This is a genomic window from Novosphingobium pokkalii, assembly GCF_014652855.1.
Taxonomy (GTDB): Bacteria; Pseudomonadota; Alphaproteobacteria; order Sphingomonadales; family Sphingomonadaceae; genus Novosphingobium; species Novosphingobium pokkalii.
Genome location: NZ_BMZP01000006.1, coordinates 182,084 through 205,015, shown reverse-complemented (window position 1 = coordinate 205,015; position 22,932 = coordinate 182,084). Strand labels below are relative to the sequence as shown.

Annotated in this window: 20 protein-coding genes; 7 read left to right on the top strand and 13 right to left on the bottom strand. The window is 65.6% G+C overall.

What is annotated here, in order from left to right:
- Positions 1 to 28 precede the first annotated feature (28 nt).
- The gene (locus tag IE191_RS08660) at positions 29 to 1,222 is read right to left on the bottom strand and encodes an acyltransferase family protein (RefSeq protein ID WP_191323961.1); all 1,194 of its coding nucleotides are present in this window, start codon (positions 1,220 to 1,222) and stop codon (positions 29 to 31) included.
- Positions 1,223 to 1,380: 158 nt separating this feature from the next.
- On the opposite strand from IE191_RS08660, the gene IE191_RS08655 reads away from it, so the two are divergent.
- The 4 genes from IE191_RS08655 (at position 1,381) to IE191_RS08640 (ending at position 6,245) form a co-directional block, all read left to right on the top strand.
- Positions 1,381 to 2,439, top strand: coding sequence for a glycosyltransferase (locus IE191_RS08655; protein WP_191323960.1), 1,059 nt, complete (start codon positions 1,381 to 1,383; stop codon positions 2,437 to 2,439).
- A gap of 209 nt (positions 2,440 to 2,648) precedes the next feature.
- Positions 2,649 to 4,169 (top strand): phosphomannomutase, encoded by a 1,521-nt coding sequence (locus tag IE191_RS08650; protein WP_191323959.1) that lies wholly within the window; start codon positions 2,649 to 2,651, stop codon positions 4,167 to 4,169.
- Positions 4,170 to 4,251: 82 nt separating this feature from the next.
- Entirely contained in the window at positions 4,252 to 5,418 is a 1,167-nt protein-coding gene (locus IE191_RS08645) for a nucleotide sugar dehydrogenase (RefSeq protein ID WP_191323958.1), read from the top strand.
- Positions 5,419 to 5,453: 35 nt separating this feature from the next.
- Positions 5,454 to 6,245: a WecB/TagA/CpsF family glycosyltransferase gene (locus IE191_RS08640; RefSeq protein ID WP_191323957.1), complete on the top strand. Its 792-nt coding sequence runs from the start codon at positions 5,454 to 5,456 to the stop codon at positions 6,243 to 6,245.
- A gap of 21 nt (positions 6,246 to 6,266) precedes the next feature.
- Here the strand turns inward: IE191_RS08640 and IE191_RS08635 are convergent, their stop codons facing one another.
- The 9 genes from IE191_RS08635 to IE191_RS08595 all read right to left on the bottom strand — a co-directional run bounded on the left by IE191_RS08635 (position 6,267) and on the right by IE191_RS08595 (position 16,911).
- A complete protein-coding gene (locus IE191_RS08635; RefSeq protein ID WP_191323956.1) occupies positions 6,267 to 7,787 on the bottom strand; it encodes an O-antigen ligase family protein in 1,521 nt (506 codons plus the stop codon).
- 343 nt (positions 7,788 to 8,130) lie between these two features.
- Positions 8,131 to 8,379, bottom strand: coding sequence for a hypothetical protein (locus tag IE191_RS08630; protein ID WP_191323955.1), 249 nt, complete (start codon positions 8,377 to 8,379; stop codon positions 8,131 to 8,133).
- A 284-nt stretch (positions 8,380 to 8,663) separates the two neighbouring features.
- Complete coding sequence (locus tag IE191_RS08625) at positions 8,664 to 9,698, bottom strand: glycoside hydrolase family 5 protein (protein ID WP_229815198.1); 1,035 nt, start codon at positions 9,696 to 9,698, stop codon at positions 8,664 to 8,666.
- Between the two features lie 111 nt (positions 9,699 to 9,809).
- On the bottom strand, positions 9,810 to 11,231 hold the full coding sequence (locus IE191_RS08620) for an exopolysaccharide biosynthesis polyprenyl glycosylphosphotransferase (RefSeq protein WP_229815197.1): 1,422 nt from the start codon (positions 11,229 to 11,231) through the stop codon (positions 9,810 to 9,812).
- Positions 11,232 to 11,455: 224 nt separating this feature from the next.
- A complete protein-coding gene (holA, locus tag IE191_RS08615; protein ID WP_191323953.1) occupies positions 11,456 to 12,478 on the bottom strand; it encodes a DNA polymerase III subunit delta in 1,023 nt (340 codons plus the stop codon).
- 10 nt (positions 12,479 to 12,488) lie between these two features.
- Entirely contained in the window at positions 12,489 to 12,989 is a 501-nt protein-coding gene (gene lptE, locus IE191_RS08610; RefSeq protein ID WP_191324015.1) for an LPS assembly lipoprotein LptE, read from the bottom strand.
- 64 nt (positions 12,990 to 13,053) lie between these two features.
- Positions 13,054 to 15,594 carry a leucine--tRNA ligase gene (gene leuS / locus IE191_RS08605; RefSeq protein ID WP_191323952.1) on the bottom strand — a complete coding sequence of 847 codons (2,541 nt, stop codon included), beginning with the start codon at positions 15,592 to 15,594 and terminating at the stop codon, positions 13,054 to 13,056.
- Positions 15,595 to 15,934: 340 nt separating this feature from the next.
- Positions 15,935 to 16,357 carry a DUF3576 domain-containing protein gene (locus tag IE191_RS08600; RefSeq protein WP_373299273.1) on the bottom strand — a complete coding sequence of 141 codons (423 nt, stop codon included), beginning with the start codon at positions 16,355 to 16,357 and terminating at the stop codon, positions 15,935 to 15,937.
- 227 nt (positions 16,358 to 16,584) lie between these two features.
- Entirely contained in the window at positions 16,585 to 16,911 is a 327-nt protein-coding gene (locus IE191_RS08595; RefSeq protein WP_191323951.1) for a hypothetical protein, read from the bottom strand.
- Positions 16,912 to 17,005: 94 nt separating this feature from the next.
- Here IE191_RS08595 and IE191_RS08590 point away from each other — a divergent pair, with 94 nt between their 5' ends.
- From IE191_RS08590 to IE191_RS08580, 3 genes are all read left to right on the top strand, one after another.
- Positions 17,006 to 17,839 carry a hypothetical protein gene (locus IE191_RS08590; protein WP_229815196.1) on the top strand — a complete coding sequence of 278 codons (834 nt, stop codon included), beginning with the start codon at positions 17,006 to 17,008 and terminating at the stop codon, positions 17,837 to 17,839.
- A gap of 278 nt (positions 17,840 to 18,117) precedes the next feature.
- Positions 18,118 to 18,840, top strand: a complete 723-nt coding sequence (phbB, locus tag IE191_RS08585; RefSeq protein WP_191323950.1) for an acetoacetyl-CoA reductase — start codon at positions 18,118 to 18,120, stop codon at positions 18,838 to 18,840.
- Positions 18,841 to 19,132: 292 nt separating this feature from the next.
- Positions 19,133 to 19,378 (top strand): ribbon-helix-helix domain-containing protein, encoded by a 246-nt coding sequence (locus IE191_RS08580; protein ID WP_191323949.1) that lies wholly within the window; start codon positions 19,133 to 19,135, stop codon positions 19,376 to 19,378.
- A 114-nt stretch (positions 19,379 to 19,492) separates the two neighbouring features.
- Here the strand turns inward: IE191_RS08580 and galE are convergent, their stop codons facing one another.
- The 3 genes from galE to IE191_RS08565 form a co-directional block, all read right to left on the bottom strand.
- Positions 19,493 to 20,506 carry a UDP-glucose 4-epimerase GalE gene (galE, locus tag IE191_RS08575; RefSeq protein ID WP_191323948.1) on the bottom strand — a complete coding sequence of 338 codons (1,014 nt, stop codon included), beginning with the start codon at positions 20,504 to 20,506 and terminating at the stop codon, positions 19,493 to 19,495.
- Positions 20,507 to 20,585: 79 nt separating this feature from the next.
- Positions 20,586 to 21,818: a dihydroorotase gene (locus IE191_RS08570; protein WP_191323947.1), complete on the bottom strand. Its 1,233-nt coding sequence runs from the start codon at positions 21,816 to 21,818 to the stop codon at positions 20,586 to 20,588.
- The gene (locus IE191_RS08565; protein WP_191323946.1) at positions 21,815 to 22,858 is read right to left on the bottom strand and encodes an aspartate carbamoyltransferase catalytic subunit; all 1,044 of its coding nucleotides are present in this window, start codon (positions 22,856 to 22,858) and stop codon (positions 21,815 to 21,817) included. The genes IE191_RS08570 and IE191_RS08565 overlap by 4 nt, the downstream gene beginning before the upstream one ends.
- Positions 22,859 to 22,932 lie beyond the last annotated feature (74 nt).

The window sequence follows — 22,932 nt, the reverse complement described above, 5'->3', positions numbered from 1 at the left end:
CGCAGCCCATTCGTGCCGCCTGCTTGGCTCAAGAGGCCGAGGCAGGCGGCAGGCCTTGGCGCTTTTCCGCAAGCCAGACAGACTGCCGGTTGAACCACAGCATGGCAGGCGTTTCGATCCACCGATTGGCAAAGTGTGCGGTGGTGATCACGATGGCCAGATAGGCGATCGTGATCCCATCCATGACATAGGCGTTGCCGACCAGTGCCAGTTGCGTTCCCGGCAGCACGGAAGGCACGTGTGCGATCTTGCCGCCCACGCGGATCACGTTGTTCAGCGCGAAGGCAAAGAAGAAATGGATGATGTAGATCGCGTAGGACAAATGCCCCAGTTTCTGGATCGGGCGCGATTCCAGCAGGCGTGAGACGAGCCCTGCCTGCCGCGCGAAGAGATAGACGAAAATCGCGAAGAACAGCGGGATCGGCATTTGCCATGGGCCGACTTGCGCATAAGAGATGAACGTGACCGCGCTGATCACCAGCGCGATCTCGATCAGACTGTCCAGCACGGGGCGGGGTGTGCTGCCCTTGCGGGCCTGCACCGCGCGCCACACAAAATAGCCAATGAAGAAGCCATAGCCGCAGCGGAACAGGGCGTAGGCGCCATCGGTGTCGAGATAGGTGGGGCAGAACAGGATCAGGATGATTGCGCTTCCAGCAGCGAGCATCGCCATGGCCAGTGCCATGTGACGTCGCCCGGCGGTGATCGCGCAGAGTCCGAACAGGACGTTGATCCACAGCTCGGCGCTGACGGACCAACTCGGGCCGTTCCAGGTGGAGTGCTCATAGATGCCCGTGCCATTGAGCAGCAACAGGTTGGCCGGGATTGCCGCCAAAGTGCGGTCAGCGGAAAAGGGCGGCCGGGGCAGGGCGCCGCCGATATGCGACTGGGCGATGAATATGGCGGTTTCCGCCACGATGAACGCTGCCAGGACGACCATGTGCATCGGCCAGATTCGACCAAAGCGCCGGATCACGAACGTGACGAACTCGCCTTTGTCGTGCAGTCGGTTGCAATAGGCATGGGCGATGACAAAGCCGGAAAGGACGAAAAAGAAATCGACGAGCAGGTAGGCCTGCCGAGTGAACGGCGCGAAATAGAGGTGGCTCGCCACCTGGAAGTGGAAAATGGCAACAAAAAGCGCGGCAATGCCACGCCAGCCGTCCAGTGCCGAATAACGGCCGCCGCTTTTCGCGACTTTCCCGGTAGATATGTCCTGCATCCGAAACCGTCCTTCCCGCCTTGCCAATGTTGCATTGCAGCGTCGCCTGGGTCAAGCGTTTAGCCAGACGCCGCTGTCTGCAAAATGTTGCCATGCGGCATGGCTGCCCCTATACGTTCGATAGGCTGCGGCAAAGCGATGGATGATCAGTGAGTCAGATGGAACGCCTAGACGATGCCGTGGATATTCTGGTGTTCCAGAACTATTTCTCGCCCAGTCGGCATGCGATTTTCGAAGAGCTGGGCAAGACCAAGAAGCTGCTGGTGATCTATATGCAGTCGGCCAGCGACGAAGGTCGGCGGTGGGCTGAGGAACAGCCGGTGCATTATTCCGCGCGGCGCGTGCCTACGCGGCAATATGCCAAGATGGTATTTCCGGCAGGCAAGCTCGATCTTCCGGCGCGGGCCGAGGTGGCGGTGCTGGTGGACAACAACCCCACCAATATCGCGATGCTGCTTTTCGCACCTGCGGTAAGGCGGATCGCGCAGCGCACCTACCTGTGGGTGGAGCACATTCCCGATCCGTCCAAGGGGCGGGGCAAGCTGCTCTATCAAACGCTCACTTCGCGCGCCTTGCTGCGCCTGGCCGGGGCGGCGGCAAGCTGGTCGGCCATGTCTGACCGCTATCTGCGCGGGCTGGGCTTTGCCGGCCCGATCCGCCGCATTCCCCAGGTCGTGCCCCCACCACCTGCTGACGCCCCCACGCTGCGCCCGGTCACCACGCTGACGCGGTTCGGCTATCTGGGCAGCAGCGTGCCGCGCAAGAACGTGGCGGCCCTGCGCACGGCGATGAACGCGGTGGTCGCGGCCGATCCGGCGCGGGGCGGCCAGTTGCATCTGGCAGGCTATGACGTGCCCGATCTGGCCGCGCACGAACAGGCCCATGGTTATGTCTCGGGCGTCGGGCTCGAAGCGTTCTTCGATGCGATCGACGTGCTGGTGCTGCCTTCGGTGATCGATCCGTGGGGGCTGGTGGTCAACGAAGCGCTGGTGCGTGGGCGCCTGGCCATCGTCTCGAAATTCTGCGGCAGCGCGGAAATCGTCGAGCAGATCGATCCGGCGCTGGTCTGCGGGCTTTCGCCCGAAGAGATCGGCGCAGCGCTGACCCATGCCCTGTCGCTTTCGCTCGAGCAGGTGGCGATGCGGCTGGCAAAGGCCCGCGCCCTGATGACCGGCTTTACCGTGGAGCGTGCGGCGGCTGCCTTTGCGCAGCTTTGACCGGGCCTGCACGAAACGCTTTTTGCGCCACGCGGCATTTGCAGCGTGGCTGTGCCAAGAGAATGCCGTAGCTGGCAAAACGGAAGGAACGAGTGGATCATGGCCGGATTGAAAGGCCATCCATTCCGATGTCCGGGAAGCCGACATGGCGTCTCGAACCCCACCTGCCGCGCAGCCATGATCGCGGCCGCGACCAAGACCGAGGACCTATGACGCAGACCCTTTCCGTTTCCGATCTGATGGCCAGTTCCGGTGTCGCCTTCGGGACCAGCGGCGCGCGGGGGCTGGTGACAGCCATGACTGATCGCGTGTGCTACACCTATGCCCGCGCCTTCTTGCAGCACATGGCGAGCGAGGGGCAGTTCGGCCCCGGCACCGCCGTGGCCCTGGCGGGGGACTTGCGCCCCTCCACCCCGCGCATCATGGCGGCCTGCGCGGCGGCGGTCAGCGATGCCGGCGGCGTGGTGGTCGATTGCGGCTTCGTGCCGTCGCCGGCGGTGGCGGCCCATGGCTTTGCCCTGGGCGTGCCCTCGCTGATGGTCACGGGCAGCCACATTCCCGACGATCGCAACGGCATCAAGTTCAACCGCGCCGATGGCGAAGTGCTCAAGCCCGACGAAACCGCGATCAAGGCGCAGGACGTGGCGGTGGACGAAAGCCTGTTCGATGCCGATGGCCAGTTGCTGGCGCCCCCGGTGCTCGATGCCCCGGTCGACGTGGGCACGGCCTATGTCGCGCGCTATGCCGGGTTCTTTGGGAGCGAGGCGCTCAAGGGCCTCAAGCTGGGGGTCTACCAGCATTCGGCCGTGGGGCGCGACATCGTGGTGGACGTGGTCCGCGCGCTGGGCGCCGAGGTGGTGGCGCTGGGCCGGTCGGAGCGGTTCATTCCGGTCGATACCGAAGCGGTGCGCCCCGAAGATGTCGTGCTGGCGCGCGAATGGTCGGCACAGTATGGGCTGGACGCGATCCTGTCGACCGATGGCGATTCCGATCGCCCGCTGCTGGCCGATGAAACCGGAACCTGGCTGCGCGGCGATGTGCTGGGCGTGCTCTGCGCCCGCGCCCTGGGCCTGGCGGCGGTGGCCACGCCGGTCAGCTCCAATTCCGCGCTGGAACTGTCGGGCTGGTTTGCCGATGTGCGCCGCACCCGGATCGGCTCGCCCTTCGTGATCGAGGCGATGAACGCGCTGCTGGCCAAGGGCGAGAGTGCCTGCGGCTATGAAGCCAATGGCGGCTTCATCCTGGGTAGCGCGGTGACGCGCGATGGCCGCACGCTGGGCGCGCTGCCCACGCGCGATGCGGTGCTGCCGATGGTCGCCGTGCTCGCCGATGCCCGCGCCAAGGGCCTCAGCCTTGCGGCGCTCCAGGCGCAACTGCCGCCGCGCTTTACCAACAGCGAGCGCTTGCAGAACTATCCCACCAGCCAGAGCCAGGCGCTGCTCGCCGCGCTTCAACAAGGGGCCGAGGCGGACGTGCTGGCGCGGCTCACCCGGCTGTTTGGCGATATCGCCGGTGGCGAGGCGCAGCGGTTCGACGCCACCGATGGCCTGCGCACCACGTTTGCCAGCGGCGACATCATCCACTTGCGCCCGAGCGGCAATGCGCCGGAACTGCGCGTCTATACCGAAAGCGCCACGGCCGAGCGGGCCGCCAGCCTGAACCAGCAGGCGCTGGACCGCGTGCGCGATCTCGATATGTCGGCCGGCCTGCCGGAATGCCTGGCGGAATGACCGCAGGGCCATTGACTGGCCTGGCAACGCGGCGGAAAAGCGCCGCGTTGCCGGCTGGTGCCGGTGCTATGAGTATGACCGAATGAAGATTGCCGTTTTCGGGCTGGGCTATGTCGGCCTGTCCAACGCCGTGCTGCTGGCGCAGAATCACACCGTGGTGGCGGTGGACGTTTCGCCGCAGCGCGTGGACCAGCTCAACGCCCGCCAATCGCCGATCGTGGATGCAGAGCTGCAAGCGTTCCTGCGCGAACGGTCGCTCGATCTGGTGGCAACGCTCGATGCCGATGCGGCGCTCGCCGGCGCCGATTTCGTGATCGTGGCCACGCCCACCGATTATGATGTGGAAACCAACAAGTTCGATACCTCGTCGGTCGAATCGGTGATCACCCGCGCCGTCGCCGTCAATCCCCAGGCGACCATCGTGATCAAGTCGACCATCCCGGTCGGCTTTGTCGACAGCATGCGGGCGCGGCTGGGCAGCGACCAAATCGTGTTCAGCCCGGAATTCCTGCGCGAGGGCAAGGCGCTGCACGACAACCTGCACCCGTCGCGGATCATCGTGGGCGAACGATCGGAGCGGGCGCGGGTCTTTGCCGAACTGCTGCGCGAAGGGGCGGTGCGCAAGGACGCGCCGATCCTCTATACCGACGCGCGCGAGGCCGAGGCGATCAAGCTGTTTGCCAACACCTATCTCGCCATGCGCGTGGCCTTCTTCAACGAGCTGGACAGCTATGCCCTGGCGCGCGGGATGGACACGCGCCAGATCATCGAGGGTGTCGGGTACGATCCGCGCATCGGCATGCACTACAACAACCCCAGCTTCGGCTATGGCGGCTATTGCCTGCCCAAGGACACCAAGCAGTTGCTGGCCAACTATTCCAACGTGCCGCAAAGCCTGATCCGCGCGATTGTTGACGCCAACAGCACGCGCAAGGATTTCCTGGCCGACCAGATCATTGCCCGCCACCCGCGCAAGGTGGGGGTGTTCCGCCTGGTGATGAAGGCCGGCTCCGACAATTTCCGCCAGTCCTCGATCCAGGGCATCATGAAGCGGATCAAGGCCAAGGGCATCGAAGTGATCATCTACGAACCGGTGATGACGCAGGATCGCTTCTTTGGTTCGCGGGTGGAGCGCGATCTGGCCGTGTTCAAGGCGGAATGCGACGTGATCATCGCCAATCGCCGGACCGAGCAACTGGCCGACGTGGAAGACAAGGTCTTCACGCGCGACTTGTTCGGATGGGATTGACGGCGGGCCAGGGTGCAGCAAAACGGGGGCATGCGATGAGTGACAATGGTGCGACAGGCGTGACGGGGGCCTTGCTCTATCGGCGCTATGGCCTGGCCTTTTCGCAGCGGCCGCTGGGCGAACTGGTCGACCTGGCGCTGCGCCCGGTTGCCGCGCCCCAGCTTTATTGCACATGCAACGTCAACCACTTGCGCATGCTGCAAGGCAATGCCGCGTTCCGCGATGCCTATGCCCGTGCCGCGCTGGTAACGGTGGATGGGCGCCCGATCCGCATGCTGGCCCGCTGGCAGACCGGCACGGATCTGCCGGTGGTGACGGGGGCAGACCTGTTCCCCGCCTTGCTGGAAAAGCTGCGTCCGGGGATCGATCGGCCCTATTTCGTGGCCAGCTCGCTCGATGCGGCACAGGCGCTGCGCGACCAGTTGGTGGCCCGTGGCTTTGATCCGGCCGCGATCGGGACGGAAAGCCCGCCGTTCGGGTTCGAGCGGGACGAGGCCTTTGGCACGGCCATGGCGGCGCGCATCCGCGAGTTGGGCACCACGCATCTTTTCATGGGCGTGGGCGCGCCCAAGTCGGAAATCTGGGTGGCGCGCCACTTTGCCCTGATGCCGGCGGCGCACATCTTCTGCGTCGGCGCGGCGCTCGATTTCTCGTCCCAGAAGAAGGAGCGCGCGCCCGAGTGGATGCGCAAGCTCAGCCTGGAATGGGCGCACCGCATGATGAGCGAACCGCGCCGCCTTTTGCCGCGCTATGCCGGCGACGCCTGGCTGCTGGCCACGATCATCGCCGGCCGCAAGCTTGAACCGGTGTTCCCGCCGCGAGCCTGACCGGGCGGGAATAGCGGCGGCTCAGGCCTGCGCCAATTCGGGCGCTGGCTCCAACACCGGCGCTTCGTCTTCGGTTGAGTCGGACGATTCGGGCTCGGGCTGCACCTCTGCCTCTGCGCCGGGGCCGCGCGGCTTGAACAGCATGGCGGCGGCCATGGCCAGCAGGCCAGCGAGCGACATTTCGCGAACCGGGAAATCGTCGAGCGCGTGCACGCCCAGTTGCACCAGGATACCGACGGCCATCACCGCCTGGGCCCGCGAATGCAGCGTGCCCTTGTTGCGCAGTTCGAAGCCGAGCCGGCGCCAGACCATCGCGCCGACGATGATCAGGACAGCCAGCAGCACGATCCAGCCCGGCAAGCCAGCTTCCAGCGTCCATTCCATCCAATCGTTGTGGGCGCGGCCGGCAACGGTGTTGCGCACCACTTCCAGCCGTTCCACCGCGTTGAAGATCGGGGGGAAGCTGCCCACGCCGCTGCCGAGCGGCCAGACCCCGTGGATTGCCTGGATGGTGTCGAGCCAGATGTCGTGGCGCGAGTCCTTGAGATCGGCAAAGCGGCTGAGAATGCGGTCGATCGAGAGCAGGCCGATGGTGAGAATGACGCCGACCGCTGCCGCGCCGCCACCCAGGGCCAGCAACAGGCCGCGGCGCGAGAAGTCGGCCCGGCTCAGCGGCCAGAGGATGAACAGGAACGTCGCCAGGGCGATCGTCGAGAGCGCGATGCCCGTGCGCGAGCCGGTCAGCACGATCAGCACGACCATGACTGCACCGGTGAACGACACGCCGGACCAGAACAGCGTGCGGTTGCGCACTCGCCCGGCCAGGGCGGTAGCGATCACGCCGCAGGCCATCAGGGCAATAGCCAGCAGGTCTGCCTCGGCATTGTGGTTGGCCTGGAAGCCGACGATCACGCCGAAGTGGGAATAGCTGTACAAGGTCCAGTTGTGGCCGGCAAAATGGGTAAGCTGGAACGCACCGAGCATCACCGAGACCGCTGCCACGGCAACGATCGCGGCGCAGAGCCAGACACGCCCCACGAGATCGGTCCGCGCCACGCCGAGCAGGATGAGAACCGGCACGACCATCGCCAACAGCGAGATGAACGTGCGCGCGGGCGCCATCGACCAGGGCATCCAGCTATCCGCCCGGCCGATCAGGCCCAGCGAGGCGATTTCCATCTCGCGGCCGGGCAGGGCGTGCCACAGCGAAGGCGGCAGCGGAATGAGCTGCACGAACGGCACCACCAGCACGAGAGCGCTGATCACCCATGCGGTGCGCGGCACCTGGGCCAGGCCTTCGTTGAGGCGAGGCACCACGAGTGGCAATAGCGCCAGGAACGCGATGAGCGGTTGCAACACCATTTCGGTTCCCGGGTTGCTGGTGCCACCGCCGCCCAACACCATCGCCGCTATGATCATAGCGATGATCACGATAACGCCTGGCTGCGGCACGCCCAGCGGCAGCACACTGCCCCGCTTGGCCGATCCCCGTCCGCGTTTTCCGCGTGAGCGGCGGCGGGCGCCGTCGCTGCTGCTGCTCACGCGGACGGCGGAATCGGCAGGTCGAAGCGAAGCGGTCTGGCTTCTGGAGCGGCGTCGACGATGGCGATGCTGCGGTTGCGAAGCTGGGCTGTCTTCCACGGGGATGGCGCTCGATCAAATAGGGAAGGGCAAGGGGCTGTCGGCTGCCGCAGGGCTGCCGTTTGGCGCGAATTCTGCGCGCCGCCCGGTTGTATCCGTGGACGCGCAACTAGGCAATCGCGGCGCAACGGCCGGTATGCGGCAAGTGCACGGGCTGGGCGCCCCGTCGACGCCGCGCGCAAAAGAAAAAGCCCGCACGCAACGCGCACGGGCCTTTTCCCTGAAAACGAAAGCGAACGTCAGCTTAGCTGCCGGTCGAGTCGCTCTTGGTCACTTCGTACACGCCAACGCCGATGGCGCCGACGGCAGCGAGGCCGAGCACCACGCCTTCAGCCGACTTCGACTGACGCGCAACCGGAGCGGACGAGCGCACCAGCTTCTTTGCGGTAACCGAGGCAACGGGCACGGCAGCTTGCGTACCGGCTGCTTCGGCAGTCCCTGCCACCAGCAGGGAAGCGACGACGCCGATGGCGCCGATCTTCATGATGTTCATGGTCACAACTCCAGAATCGGCTTACAGGAAATTACCTATATGACTTGACCCAGGCATTCAACAATAATTTTGCGGTGCAAAATGAGCCACGCCATCTGAATCCCTCGGTGTGGCTTTTCGGTTGTCTTGGATCACATGCCACCGCAGGAGTTGGCCCGCTGTTATCGGAACCGTCGTTCGTGTTGCAACTGCGAACGGACTGGCGCTGCGCAGATCCGGGCAAACGCTGCTTTTCATCACCGCAAATGCGCGCCCTGCGCGGGCCTCTGCCCGTGCAGGGGGCGTCAATACTTTAGATAGCGCTGCAACAGCAGGGTCTGCGGCTTGTCCACGCCGCCCACGGGATCGGCGGAGCCCATGTTGTTGCCCCAGGTGCCCCCGCCGGCGAAATAGGTGGCGCCGATGAAGACATCCTTGTTGCTGACCATGAAGTGCAGCAGATCGTTGAGTTCCGAAAGCGAGGGGGGTGTTGGCCCGGATGCAAACTCGCCGATGAATACCTGCCGGCGGTTGGCCCGGCCCCAGTCGGTGATGGCTTGCAGGATATGCGCGCCCACGCCCGGGATGGCATTGAGCGTGCCGCCGCCATAGCCGCGATCGAGGTATTGGTGGGCATCGAACGCGAAATTGTCGAGCGGATCGACCATCTGCAAGGTGGCCGTGGCATTGGCCGTGGTCATCCACGAATGCGCCCCGGTCCAGGCCGTGCCCGAAAACAGCACCTTGGACCGTGCGCCCGCCGCGCGGATCGCGGCGCAGGCGGCGTTCTGCGCCGCGATATTGGCCTGCGCGCTCTGGTCGTGCGGCTCGTTCATCAGGTTGTACCAGACGAGTGGATTGGCTCTGTAGCGCGCGGCCATGCGGCCCCAGAAATCGGCGAACATTGCGGCGGTGACCGGGGAGTCGGTGTCGGCGATGATCTGCTTGTCGCGGCGGCCGTAATCGTGCGCATCGAGCAGCACCACCGCCCCTGCCGCCGTGGCGGTGGCCACGATCTGGTCGAGGCCAGCCAGAGCCGTGGCATCCAGTGGTGCCATGATCTGGGTCTGAAGGCGGTTCCACTTGAACGGCACGCGAAAGACATTGAAGCCTTTGGCCAGGTAATAGTTCAGGTTATCGAGCGAGGGCCAGTTCCAGCGGCCGCCGATCATCGCAAATTCGGCCCCGGCCAGATTGACGCCCAGGCGAAAGCCCTTGGGCTTGACGACCGCCGCCAAGGCGGACGCCGCAGGTGTGGCAAGAGCGAGCGAGAGGGCGCTGCCCTGGATGAACGTGCGACGCGAGTGCTGAGCCATGGCGGCATGATTGCGACGCGCCATGCCGCAACGCAACATCGCATTTTGCTGCGGTAGTTCGGGCTGGCGCAGCTACGCCTCGCCTTGTCGCGACGGCGCATGCCGTTTCAGCTTGTTTCCAATGGTGTCGGAAAGTCAAAATGCCCGGTCGTGCACCAGCACGGTGAACGTGGCGAACATGATCTGCACGTCGCGCCAGATCGTCCAGCCATCAAGGTATTCGAGATCGGCCTGAAGGCGGCCGGACAGGTCCGCCTCGGTATCGGTAGCCCCACGGAAGCCGCGCACCTGGGCCAGGCCGGTCAGGCCAGGCTTGAGCGAGTGGCGCTGGTTGTAGCGCGGATCGACTTCCCAGAAGCGCTTGGTACCGGCGAGCGAACCGAGCGCGTGGGGGCGCGGCCCGACGATGCTCATGTCCCCGCGCAGCACGTTGAGCAATTGCGGCAGTTCATCGATGCTGGTGCGGCGGATGAAGCGGCCGATGCGGGTGATGCGATCGTCGTCCTTGCTGGCCGAGCGGGCGCCGGCCGAGTCAAGCTGTGCCACGCGCATCGAGCGGAACTTGTAGATCCAGAACAGGCGGTTGTTGCGGCCCTGGCGCTGCTGCTTGAAGAACACCGGGCCACGGTCTTCGAGATAGACCAGCAGCGCGACCGACAGCAGCAGCGGAGCCAGGAACAGCACGGCCGAACCGGCGATCGCCAGGTCCATCGCGCGCTTGGCAGCGCGGCCACGAATGCCCAGCGGACCGGCCGAGACCACCAGCGAACCGGTGTCGTTGACCCGGCGGGCACCGAGCACGCCCATGGCAACCACGCTCTGGTCGATCAGCTCGCCGGTGATGTTGGCGCCCTTGAGCACCATGGCCCATTCCATGTGGCGTTCGGGCGGGCAGCTCACCAGCACGCGGTCCATGTTGGTCATGAACATCGCCAGGCGATCGAGCATGTGCGGATCGTTGCGGTTGGGCACCAGGCGGTGCTGGCGGGTATCGATGTGCCAGGCATGCGGAATGCGCACGGGCAGGCCGCCATCATCCAGGATCAGCACGTTCTGCGCAGTGGGTCCGCACAGCTTGCGGATCAGCGGCTGGATCCAGGTGCGCGCCAGCATCAGCACCACCGCGCAACCCACGAAGCTGGCGCCGGTAGAGGCACGCGAAATCTGGTCGGAAATCTTGGCGAAGAAGGCCACGAAGATCAGCATGCCAAACGCGGTCAGCAGCGAGACCAGCGCACGGTTGCGGCTGAACCGGGCAGAGGTGAGGGCGCTGATCGAATAGGCGTTGAAGGCAAGCGCGGCGATCACGTAGAACGGCAGCAGCAACCCGAGTTGCCGCAGCACCGAGGGCGGCACCGCGCCATATTGCGCTTGGGCAACGCCGATCATCGACGCACCGATCATCAGCGTGTCGACCAGCATGAGCATCATGTAGCACTGCAAGCGGCGATGCTCGAGCGAGGCGGCCAGGGGCAGCTTGAGCCGGGTTCCGGCGGAGGGGCGCTGCTCACCCTGCTTGGCTTGGGCCGTCTGGGCCGGGAGATCTAGCGTGGTCATTGCCGCTCTCACTGTCCTTCGATGCCGTCGCCGCGAAAACAGCGGCCATCTTTGCAGGGCGCGGGCAGGGCGAATCGCCACCCGTGCGATCGACCAATGGTCGCTTCACGCGCCCGAACAGGTCTTTGTTGCGCTGCAATATCTACATGCTTGGTCCGTAATGGCAAGTATCTATACGTAGCACACTAACGGATAGGTATCCACGGACGCCGATCGCGCGGAAATCAGCGGGCGGCGGCACGCGCAATTTCGGCCAGCGCATGCCACAGCGCCAGATCGGCATTGCGGCTATCGGCCAAGAGACTGCGATGCAAGGAAATCAGGCGCTCCAGCAGGCGTTCGAGTCGCCGCCCGCGCCAACGCTTGAGCTGATTTGCCAAATCGGGCTTGTCCCGAAAAAAGACACGCCGGGCGGCCATTTCCTGCTCCAGGAAGCCATTGATATCGCTTCTGTTTCCTAAACGCCCGGCGAGTTGTGCCAATTGTGCGCCGCGCCGTTCGAACGCGAGCAGCAAACCGACCGGGTTAATCCCCATTTCGCGGGCACGCGCCAGCTCGCCGCCGACTCGGCGGGCGTCGCCGGATAGGACCGCGTTGACCACCGGCATCATGCCATCGTCTTCGGTGGCGGCACCGATGGCATCCAGCGCGGCGGCATCGGCCGTGCGTGGCGATTGCGGGCTGGCGTCGAGATAGAGTGCCAGCTTTTCCACCTCGCTGCGGGCCATGCGCGTGTCGAGCGCGGTGGCACGGGCAATGCGTTCGGCCAGGTCGCCGGTGATGCGCAGGCCCGCCGCGCCGGCCATGTCGCGCACGGCATCGACCACGGCGCGCAAGTCCGGTGGGTGGAACATGCCGACCAGGGCATCGCCACGGTCGCCGAGCAGCTTGGCGACGCGGGACTTGTCGGTGGCCGATGTGGCGACGATCAGTACCGGCCACCCGTCCACCGGGCTCGCCAGCAGCGTTTCCACCGCATCGAACACTTCATCCCCGGCGGTGCGGACGTGGATTTGCCGCCGATCGCCGAACAGCGAAACCGAGCGGGCCTCGTCGGCCAGGCGAACGGGGTCGCGGCGCAAGTCTGCGCCGCCGAGCTCGATGCGTTCTGCCTCGCCCAGCAGCGCGGCAATCCGCGCCGCCGCATCGGCTGCGCCGGCCTCGTCAGGGCCGCAGAAATAGAAGATCCGGCACTCCTGCGCGGCCCTTGCAGCCATGCCGGCAAAGGTTTTCTGGGTGGCCTTCACGCGCGATGGCCTATTGGCCGGTGGCGGGGGTGGTTGTCGAAGCGGCGGGGGCCGGCGCGGCCGGCACCGCCACGGGTGCGGTGCCAAGCGTCTTGTCGCGCAAGCGGGTTGCGACACGGGTGATGATTTGGTCGGCAATCTCGCGCGAGAGGTTTTCCTGCGCGGTCTGTTCGGCCGCGATCACCGCATATTCGCTGGACACCACATCCAGCCCGGCATCGGCCGAGGCCGTGGCATCGAGCACCACCGCGCCATTGCCGAGATCGACCAACTGATAGCGGGCGCGCATCGTGCGCCGCTCGCGCGTGATCGTGTCATCCGAAAGCTGGCCCAGGCCCTGGAGCTTTTCATCCAGGCGGACATCGAGGCGATAGCGTGGCTGGCTGCCGCCGTTGCCCAGCCGGTCGCTCAGCGCGTGGCGCACCAGCCAACCGGACTTGCCGGCAATCGGCGCCACCTCCACGCTGGCGACCGAGCGCGCCACCGCGCCCGAACTGCCGCCGGCATACATCGGTTGCAGGCCGCAGCCTGCCAATAGCAGGATCGGCGCGGCAAGGCCCAGGGTGCAGCGGAACTTAGACAACAAGATTCACCAGTCGATCGGGCACCACGATCACCTTCTTCACAGCCGCCCCGTCGAGGGCACGCTGCACTTTGTCGGAAGCCAGCGCAAGGGCTTCGAGGTCTTTGCGCGCGGTGCCCTTGGCCACGGTCAGGGTGTCGCGCAGCTTGCCCTTGACCTGCACCGCCACGGTCACTTCGTCGTCCACCAACAGCGCCGGATCGACCGCGGGCCAGGCGGCATCGGCCACCAGGCCTGCGCCGTGGACGGCATAGGCTTCCTCGGCCAGGTGCGGCATCATCGGCGCGACGAGCAGCAGCAGCGTACGGATCGCGGCACTGCGGCTGGCCGAAGGCGCGGCCTTTTCGGTGGCGCCGGTCAGTTCGTAGATCCGCGCCACGGCCTTGTTGAAGCCCAGCGCCTCGATATCCTGCGCCACGGCATGCACGGTCTGGTGCACCTTGCGGTCCAATGCCTTGTCTTCGCCGGTGGCGGCCGCGTCATGCTGCGCGAAAAGACGCCACAGCCGCTGCACGAAGCGCGCGCAGCCCTCGATCCCGGCTTCCGACCAGGGCAGGTCGCGCTCGGGCGGGCTGTCAGACAGCATGAACCAGCGGATCGCGTCGGCACCATAGCGCGCGACGATGTCGTCCGGGTCCACCACGTTCTTCTTGGACTTGGACATCTTGATGACGCGGCCGATTTCCACCGGCTGGCCATCGGCCTTGAGCGTGGCGCCATCGCCGCTGCGCTCCACTTCGCCCGGCGCGTACCAGATCGGCTGGCCATTGGCCGGATCGAGGCGCGAATAGGTCTCGTGCGTCACCATGCCCTGGGTGAACAGGCTGCCGAACGGCTCCTGCACATCGATCTTGCCGATGCGGGCGAGGGCACGGGTCCAGAACCGGGCATAGAGCAAGTGCAGAATCGCATGCTCGATCCCGCCGATATACTGTTCCACCGGCAGCCACTGCTTGATCACTTCCGGATCGAACGGGCGATCGGCGGGCTGGCTGGCAAAGCGCAGGAAATACCACGAACTGTCGACGAAGGTGTCGAGCGTGTCGGTCTCGCGCCGCGCGGCGTGGCCGCACTGCGGGCAATCGACGTGCTTCCAGGTGGGATGGCGATCGAGCGGATTGCCCGGCACCGAGAAATCGACGTCGTCGGGCAGCGTGACGGGCAGGTGCTTCTTGGGCACGGGCACCACGCCGCAGACTTCGCAATGCACGAAGGGGATCGGCGTGCCCCAGTAGCGCTGGCGGCTGACGCCCCAGTCGCGCAGGCGCCACACCGTCTGCCCCTGGCCCCAGCCTTCGGCCTGGGCGCGATCGATCACCGCGCGCTTGGCATCGGCCACGCTCATGCCGTCGAGGAACTGCGAGTTCACCAGAATGCCGTCACCCGCTTCCGCCTCGGCGCCGAAGGGCTTGCCCGCATCTGCCGCATCGGCCGCGACCACGCGCAGGATCGGCAGGCCATACTTGGTGGCAAAGTCGAAGTCGCGCTGGTCGTGCCCGGGCACGGCCATGATCGCGCCGGTGCCATAGTCCATCAGCACGAAATTGGCGATGTAGACCGGCAGGGCCGTCCCGGTGAACGGATGGCGCGCGGTGAGGCCGGTGTCGAAGCCCAGCTTCTCGGCGGTTTCCAGTTCGGCCGCCGTGGTGCCGCCCTGCTTGCACAGCGCGATGAAATCCTGCGCGGCCGGATTGCCCGCAGCCACGCCCTGCGCGATGGGATGATCGGCAGCGACAGCCACGAAGCTGGCGCCAAAGATCGTGTCGGGGCGGGTGGTGTAGACTTCGAGGCTTTCCCCGTTCGAGATGTCGAAGGCGAATTGCAGGCCCTGGCTCTTGCCGATCCAGTTTTCCTGCATCAGCCGCACTTTTTCCGGCCACTTGTCGAGGCTGTCCAGCCCTTCGAGCAGTTCGTCGGCAAAGTCGGTGATCTTGAGGAACCACTGGTTGAGCTTGCGCTTCTCCACCAGGGCGCCGGAACGCCAGCCGCGTCCGTCGATCACCTGCTCGTTGGCCAGCACGGTGTGGTCGATCGGATCCCAGTTGACCGCCGATTCCTTGCGATAGACCAGGCCGGCTGCATAGAGATCAAGGAACAGGGCCTGTTCGTGGCCATAGTATTCGGGTTCGCAGGTGGCGATCTCGCGGCTCCAGTCGAGCGCGAAGCCCAGGCGCTTGAGCTGCGCCTTCATGTTGGCGATGTTCTCGCGCGTCCAGCCGCCGGGGTGCACGCCCTTTTCCATGGCGGCGTTTTCCGCCGGCATGCCGAAAGCGTCCCAGCCCATGGGGTGCAGCACTTCGTGCCCGATCATGCGCTTGTAGCGCGCCAGCACGTCACCCATCGTGTAGTTGCGCACGTGGCCGATGTGGATGCGCCCAGAAGGATAGGGGAACATCTCGAGCACGTAGCTGCGCGGCTTGGTGCTCGTGTCGTCGGCGCGGAACGATTGCGCCGCATCCCAGGCCTGCTGCCAGCGCAGATCGGCGGTTGCGGGGTCGAAGCGGGTGGGTTCGGAAGACGGGGCAGAAGTCATGGGCGCGCTTTAGGCGGCGTGGACAGATTCCGCAACGCCACGGTTGCCCTGTAAAAGGCCCTGGTGAGGCGTGAGGACGCAGGAGGAGTGGACCTCCTTCAAGGACGAGCAACGCTGCCAGGGCCTTTTACAGGGCAACCCCTGCGGGGCTGGAGGCAAAAACCGCCATTTCCGCGTCGGCTCGTCGCGCAATATTCCCGATATTACGCTTCCTCGCCTCCTTGAACTGGCGGTTTTTGCCTCCAGCCGTGGCGCTGCGGAATCTGTCCACGCCGCCTAGGGGGCGGCACGCCTTATCGCAAGCGCGTGCCGCTGCCTGGCGTGCCGCAAGGTGGGGGGATCAGTTGATGGCCGAGGGCAGGGCCTGGCGACGCAGGTCACGCGCCTTGGTCAGGATCACGTCTTCCAGCTTCTGCACGGTGGCCGCCTGGACCGGGGCATCGACCCAGTTGCCGTTCTGCTGAACCTGGCGGCTGGCGGCAACGCGCAGCGCGTCGGCGCGCAGATCCTGATCGAGAATCGACACGGTCACTTTCATGCGCTCGCCGGGATTGCGCGGATTGGAGTACCAGTCGGTCACGATCACGCCGCCGTTGCTGTCGGTCTGGAGCAGCGGCATGAACGACAGCGATTCGAGGCTGGCGCGCCACAGATAGGCGTTGACGCCGATCGTCGTCACTTTGCTCGAAGCCAGGTCGGGGCGCAGGCGGGCCTGCTTGGCCAGTCGCTTGTTGCCGTGGCTGGCGCACCCGGCGATCGCCAGGGCCAGGATGCCCACGGCCAGCGTGCGGCCGATCAAGCGGCCGGCTCCACGGCGTTGGGCAGTGGCAGGGGTCACGCTGGTGTTGTGGCGGGCGATGGCGCTGATCGTCACGTCAATCCTGTCCTGTCTGGCGCCCCGGCAATGATCCCGTGGCGTTTGAAAAATCCGTGCAAGCGCACGGGAGGGTATATTCCATGCCGCAGCATGGCGGGTTGGCCACGCCTCTATCACCCCGGCATGGCGCCCGGCAAGCCGCGTTGCCAGGGCCGAACGGTTTGTTGTGGCAAGAGCGACAGACACCCGCGGAACGGCGTTGCGGGACAGTCGTTCGCGCCGAGGCCGGTGAAGCCTTTCCAGCGGTGAACGATGGATGAACGGGGCGCGCTTGCAAACCCTTCGCCACCGCCGATAATTGCCGATGTTTCGGGCGTTTGGGCGAGTCTTCCGGGCATTTGTGTCACCACTTGGCCACAGCCTTGGAAATCCTTTGCGGTTCCGGCGTTTCCAAGCTGGAAATCGCATGGGCGAGAGAGTAGATCATAGGTCGGTGTCATGCCTCTGTCATGTTTGTGTCGCTTTGCCAGACAAACGGATCGCATGACGGATAATGTGATTCGCAACGAACAAAGACAGGAAGCAGGCAGGACCATGAGCGGCAGGGGCAGCAACAAGGCGAACGCGCAGGGCATGCGCCGTTCCGTGCTGCCGCGCGCGCTGCGGGCGCCGCTGATGGCCGCCACGTGCGTTGCCGCCGGTCTGGTCATCGCCCCCACCGTGAGCAGCGCCGTGACCGGCTCTTTCAAGCCGTTGGCTCAGGTCAGCCTGGCGGCGCGCGGTGGCATCGGTTCGTTCACGCCGGCTTCGGGCGACCCCAAGCTTGCCGCTGCCATCACTGTGCGCGGACTCACCAACAGCCACTTGTTCCGCTTCACTCCGGCTGGCGCGGATTCGCGCGCCGATCGTGCCATCACCGTGGCCGTGCGGGTAAACCCTGATGTCGCGCGCGCCATTTCGGTGCGCGGCGTGCTGGGCAACATCAACGGTGCGGCCGGCAACGGCACCCCGCTGCGGATCGTGCCCAATGCCTTCAACCTGGGCATGGCGCGCGGCTATCAGAGCTTTGCCGTCACCAGCGGTCTGGGCAACAGCAACGGTTTCGATCGCGACGTGCAGCGGATCGACATGCCCGATCTCAGCCACTTCGCGGCCGCTTCGCCGTCGGCCAGCGCCACGTCGGGTTCAACCAGCCGTCTCGCCCCGCGCATCGCGCTGGACGAGAAGGAGCGCACCGGCCGTGCTCCGCGTACGCTCGAAACGCAGGGCGATTACCAGGTCGATTTCGGCGGCAGCTATCGCCTGACGCGCAATCTCGATGTCACGGCGGGCATCCGCTACACCTCGGATCGCGATCGTCTGCGTCCGCTTACCGATGGGCGGCAAGACAGCCAGGCGGTTTATCTGGGTACCCAGTTCCGCTTCTGAATTCCGCTCCATATCGGTGGAACAACAGGCTCGCTTCGGCGGGCCTTTTTGTTGCATCTTGTGTTCCGCACCACTGCGCAAAAGCGAGGGCCGCCGGCGCTGTTTTGCGCGGCGATGTCCCCTGCGTGCCATCTGGTATCTGTTGGCCAGTATCTGTTGCGTTGCTTATCAATACTGGTTCAAGAAATTTATCGGTTTTGATGCAAGTCACTTGTCGCGCGTCTGTCATCACCCTAGCCTAGCCGCTCTCCAAGCTGGTGAAGTACGGGAGTACAGGAATGACGCGAGTGGCCATCGTAACGGGCGGAACCCGGGGTATCGGCGAAGCGATCTGCCTTGCCTTGCAGGAACAGGGACGGACCGTCGTTGCGAACTATGCGGGCAACGAGGAAAAGGCCAAGGCCTTCACCGAAAGGACCGGGATCAAGGCCTACCGTTGGGACGTGGGCGATTTCGAAGCCACCCAGGAAGGGTGCGCCCGCGTGGCGGCGGAAGTCGGCGCGGTCGACATCGTCGTCAACAATGCCGGCATCACCCGTGACGGCGTGCTGCACAAGATGAGCTTTGACGACTGGAACGAAGTCATGCGCATCAACCTGGGCGGTTGCTTCAACATGGCCAAGGCCACGTTCCCCGGCATGCGCGAGCGGGGCTGGGGCCGCATCGTCAACATCGGCTCGATCAACGGCCAGGCCGGGCAATATGGCCAGGTCAACTATGCCGCCGCCAAATCGGGCATCCACGGCTTCACCAAGGCGCTGGCGCAAGAAGGCGCGAAGTATGGCGTGACGGTCAATGCCATCGCGCCGGGCTATATCGACACCGACATGGTGGCTGCCGTGCCGCCGGCCGTGCTGGAAAAGATCGTGGCGCGCATTCCCACCGGCCGCCTGGGCCAGGCCAGTGAAATCGCGCGCGGCGTGGCTTTCCTGACGTCGGAAGACGGCGGCTTTGTCACCGGTTCGACCATGTCGATCAACGGCGGTCAGCACATGTATTGATGGCAGAAGGGCGACATCCTGGATCATGCCGCGCGATGTGGGTATCGCGCAGCATGATCCAGGTTTTCGTTGTCGCATCGTTTTTCGCGAAAAACCGGTTCCCACTTTTTCGCACGATGCTCTAGGGCCTGTGGAGATTTAGGTCAGGGCGGAGCGAGAATGGCTGATTTTCGGGACCCGGAGCGCAGCGTACTTTCAGTACGTGAGCACCGGAAGCGCGAAAAGCGGCCGTTCGCAGCCCGCCATGGGCTAAATCCCCACAGGCCCTAGCGTGCCGCCCGCTGTCCCTGTCATGCCCGATCTCTATCATCCCCCGGTCAAGCGCTCGGTCGAGATTGCCGGGCACAAGACCTCGATCAGCCTGGAACCCCTGTTCTGGGACTGGTTGCGTCGCGTGGCCGAAGCCGAAGGCCTGCCGCTCAATGCGCTGGTGGCGCGGATCGATGCCGAACGCATCGCCAGCCCCACGCCGCCGGGGCTGGCGGGCGCGATCCGCCTGTGGCTCGCCGCCTGCGCCCTAGAGCGCGATCGACTTTGACTGCGTCAAAGCCGGCGCTCTACCATACCGATTTGTCGCATTTCCCGAGTCGGCAGGTGTTCCCACCTGCCTTGAAAATGCTCGCGCCTGACCCGGCCTCCGCTGCGCCGACTCTCAGGCGGGCGAGCCGTCCCCCCGGATATCCGTCAGCTTGCGTTCCCACGCGATGGCATGGCGGATGATCGTATCGAGATCGGCATGGCGCGGCACCCAGGGCAGCGTGGCCTTGATCCGGCTGTTGTCGGAAATCAGCGCGTCGGGATCGCCGGCGCGGCGGTCCTGAAGCACGCGCTTGATCTTGAGATTGGTGACCCGGTCCACCGCGTCGAGCACGTCGAGCACCGAAAAGCCGCGGCCATAGCCGCAGTTCATGGTCAGCGAGCGCTCCGGCTCCGCGATCAGCGCACCCAGCGCCAGGACATGGGCATCGGCGAGGTCCGACACATGGATATAGTCGCGCACGCCGGTGCCGTCGGGCGTGGCGAAATCGGTGCCGAACACGCCCACGCTCTCGCGCTTGCCCAGCGCCGCTTCGACCGCCACCTTGATCAGATGCGTGGCCCCGGCCGTCGATTGGCCGGTGCGCGCCTGGGCATCGGCACCCGCGACGTTGAAATAGCGCAGCACGCAGTAATTGAGCGGGTGGGCCTTGGCAGTGTCGGCCAGCATGATCTCGCTCATCAGCTTGGACATGCCATAGGGGTTGATCGGCTGCTTCACGCTGTCCTCGGTCACCGGCGAGACTTCCGGGATGCCATAGGTGGCGGCCGTGGACGAGAAGATGAAGTGCTTTACCCCGCCGTTCACTGCCGATTCGATCAGGCTGCGGGTCTTGGCGGTGTTGTTGTGGTAATACTTGAGCGGATCGCTTACCGATTCCGGCACGATGATCGATCCGGCGAAATGCATGATCGCGCCGATGCCCTGTTCCGCGATGATCCGCGCCAGCAGGTCCGCATCGGCAATGTCGCCCTGGTAGAACGGCACGTCGTCGGGCACGGCGAAGCGAAAGCCCGTCGTCAGATTGTCGATCACCGCCACCGGCCATCCGGCATCCTTCAAGGCAAGCACGGCATGACTGCCGATATAGCCAGCGCCGCCGGTGACGAGGACGGGAACTTTGGTCATGCTGCCTTACCTTTTCTGGTTTGAAACGCCGGGCCGGGGCTGGGGACCGGGGCTGGGGACCGGGGCCGGAACGGAGTGCTCAGTCGATCCGGGCGCCACCCTTCCACAGCGCCAGCACGCGGCCTTCGACCGGGCGGCGGTCGAACGGGGTATTGCCGGCGCTGGCGGCCATCTTGTCGGAATTGACGATCCACGGCCGGGTGGGATGGATCACGGCAATGTCCGCTTCCGCCCCCAACGCCAGGCGCCCGGCATTGACGCCCAGCAGCGCGGCCGGATTGCCCGCAAGCAGGGCAAAAGCGCGCGCCATGTCGATCACCCCGTCGCGCACCAGCGTGAGCGTGAGCGGCAGCAACGTCTCGGCTCCGGCCATGCCCGGTTCGGCATCGGCAAAAGGCAGGCGCTTGTCTTCAGGGCCGCGCGGATCGTGGCCCGAAGCGATCACGTCGATCGTGCCATCGGCAATCGCGGCAATCACCGCCTTGCGATCGGCATCGGCGCGCAGGGGCGGCGAGAAGCGGCAGAACGTGCGGAAATCGACCAGTTCGAGGTCCGACAGCATGAAGTGCGCCGGCGTCACGCCTGCCGTCACCTGCACCCCGCGCAGCTTCGCCGCGCGGACCAGGTCGAGGGCCTTGGCGGTGGTGATCTGGCGGATGTGCAGCCGCGCGCCGGTCATCTCGGCAAGCGCGATATCGCGGGCCACAGCCAGGCTTTCGGCTTCGGCCGGGGCGGATGGCAGGCCCAGGCGCGTGGCCACTTCGCCCGCCGTGGCCACCGCCTGCCCGGTGATGCCGGCGTCTTCGGCATGGCTGACGACCACCAGATCGAGCATCGCGCAATAGGACAGCAGGCGCAGCATCACGCCCGAATCGGCAATCCAGCGGCGCCCGGTGCTGACCGCACGCGCCCCGGCCTCGCGCATCAGCGCCAGCTCGGCCAGTTCCGTCCCTTCCAGCCCGCGCGTGGCGGCGGCCAGGGGGTGAACCCAGAAGTCGGGCTTGCCCGATTGTGCGGCAAAGCGCACGCGGGCGGGATGATCGAGCGGCGGGGCCTGATCGGGCATCAGCGCGGCGCGGGTGATGCCGCCAAAATGAAATGCCGGCTTGTCGATGGCGAAAACGCCCAGATCGACCAGCCCAGGCGCCACCAGCGCGCCACCGGCATCGAACACGGCGTCACCGTCCTGCGGCGCGGCTTCGGCGCCCAGGGCGACGATGCGGCCATTCTGGCAGCGCAGGTCGGCCTTCGCGGGCTCGCCCGACGGCAGGACCAGGCGCCCGTTGGTGATGACAAGGGATTGCGGCGTCATGCGTTTTCTCCGCCCAGCGGTTCCCAGCCGGGCAATTGCCGGGCGCGCCGGGTCAGCACTTCCAGGCAGGCCATGCGAATGGCGACGCCGCGTTCCACCTGGCGGGTGATCAGGCTGCGCTCGACATGATCGGCCACCTGGCTGTCGATTTCGATGCCCCGGTTCATCGGGCCGGGATGCATGACCAGAGCGCCGGCCTCGGCCTTGGCCAGGCGTTCGAGCGACAGGCCATAGAGGTGGCGGTATTCGCGCGGCGAGGGGATGAACTGGCCCTGCATCCGCTCCATCTGCAAGCGCAGCATCATGACCACTTGCGCACCTTTGAGCGCGGCGTCGAAATCATGGAAGACCTTGACGCCCATGACCTCGATTTCCGCCGGCATCAGCGCAGGCGGCGCGCAGACGCTGACTTCGCAGCCCAGCGCGGTGAGCGAGAGGATGTTGGAGCGCGCGACGCGGCTGTGCAGGATATCGCCGCAGATCGTCACGCGCAGGCCATTGAGATCGCTGCCTTTGGGCAGGCCCAGCGCATGGCGGATGGTCAGCGCGTCAAGCAGCGCCTGGGTCGGGTGTTCGTGCTGCCCGTCCCCTGCGTTGAGCACCGGGCAATCGACCTTTTCGGCGATCAGCCGCACCGCGCCCGAGCTGGCATGGCGGATGACGATGGCATCGGCCCGCATGGCGTTGAGCGTCATCGCCGTGTCGATCAGCGTTTCGCCTTTCTTCACGCTGGACGTGGCCGCATGCATGTTGACCACGTCGGCGCCCAGCCGCTTGCCGGCAATCTCGAACGAGAGCAGCGTGCGCGTGCTGTTCTCGAAAAAGGCGTTGATGATGGTCAGGCCCGAGAGCAGGTCGGCCCGCTTTTGCGACTGGCGGTTGAGTTCCACCCACTGCTCGGCCTCGTCGAGCAGATAGAGGATCTCGTGCCGGGCCAACTGGCCGATTCCGGTCAGGTCGCGGTGAGGAAAGGCAAGGCCGCCCGCAGGATAGCTGCGCGCCGGGCTGTCTGGCGAAAGGGAGGGGCTCGATGGCTGCATCGAAGACCATGCCCTAGACATGGCTGGGCCAAGGGGCAAGTCTTTCGGCTGGCGCCGGGCCGGGCAGGTGGCTA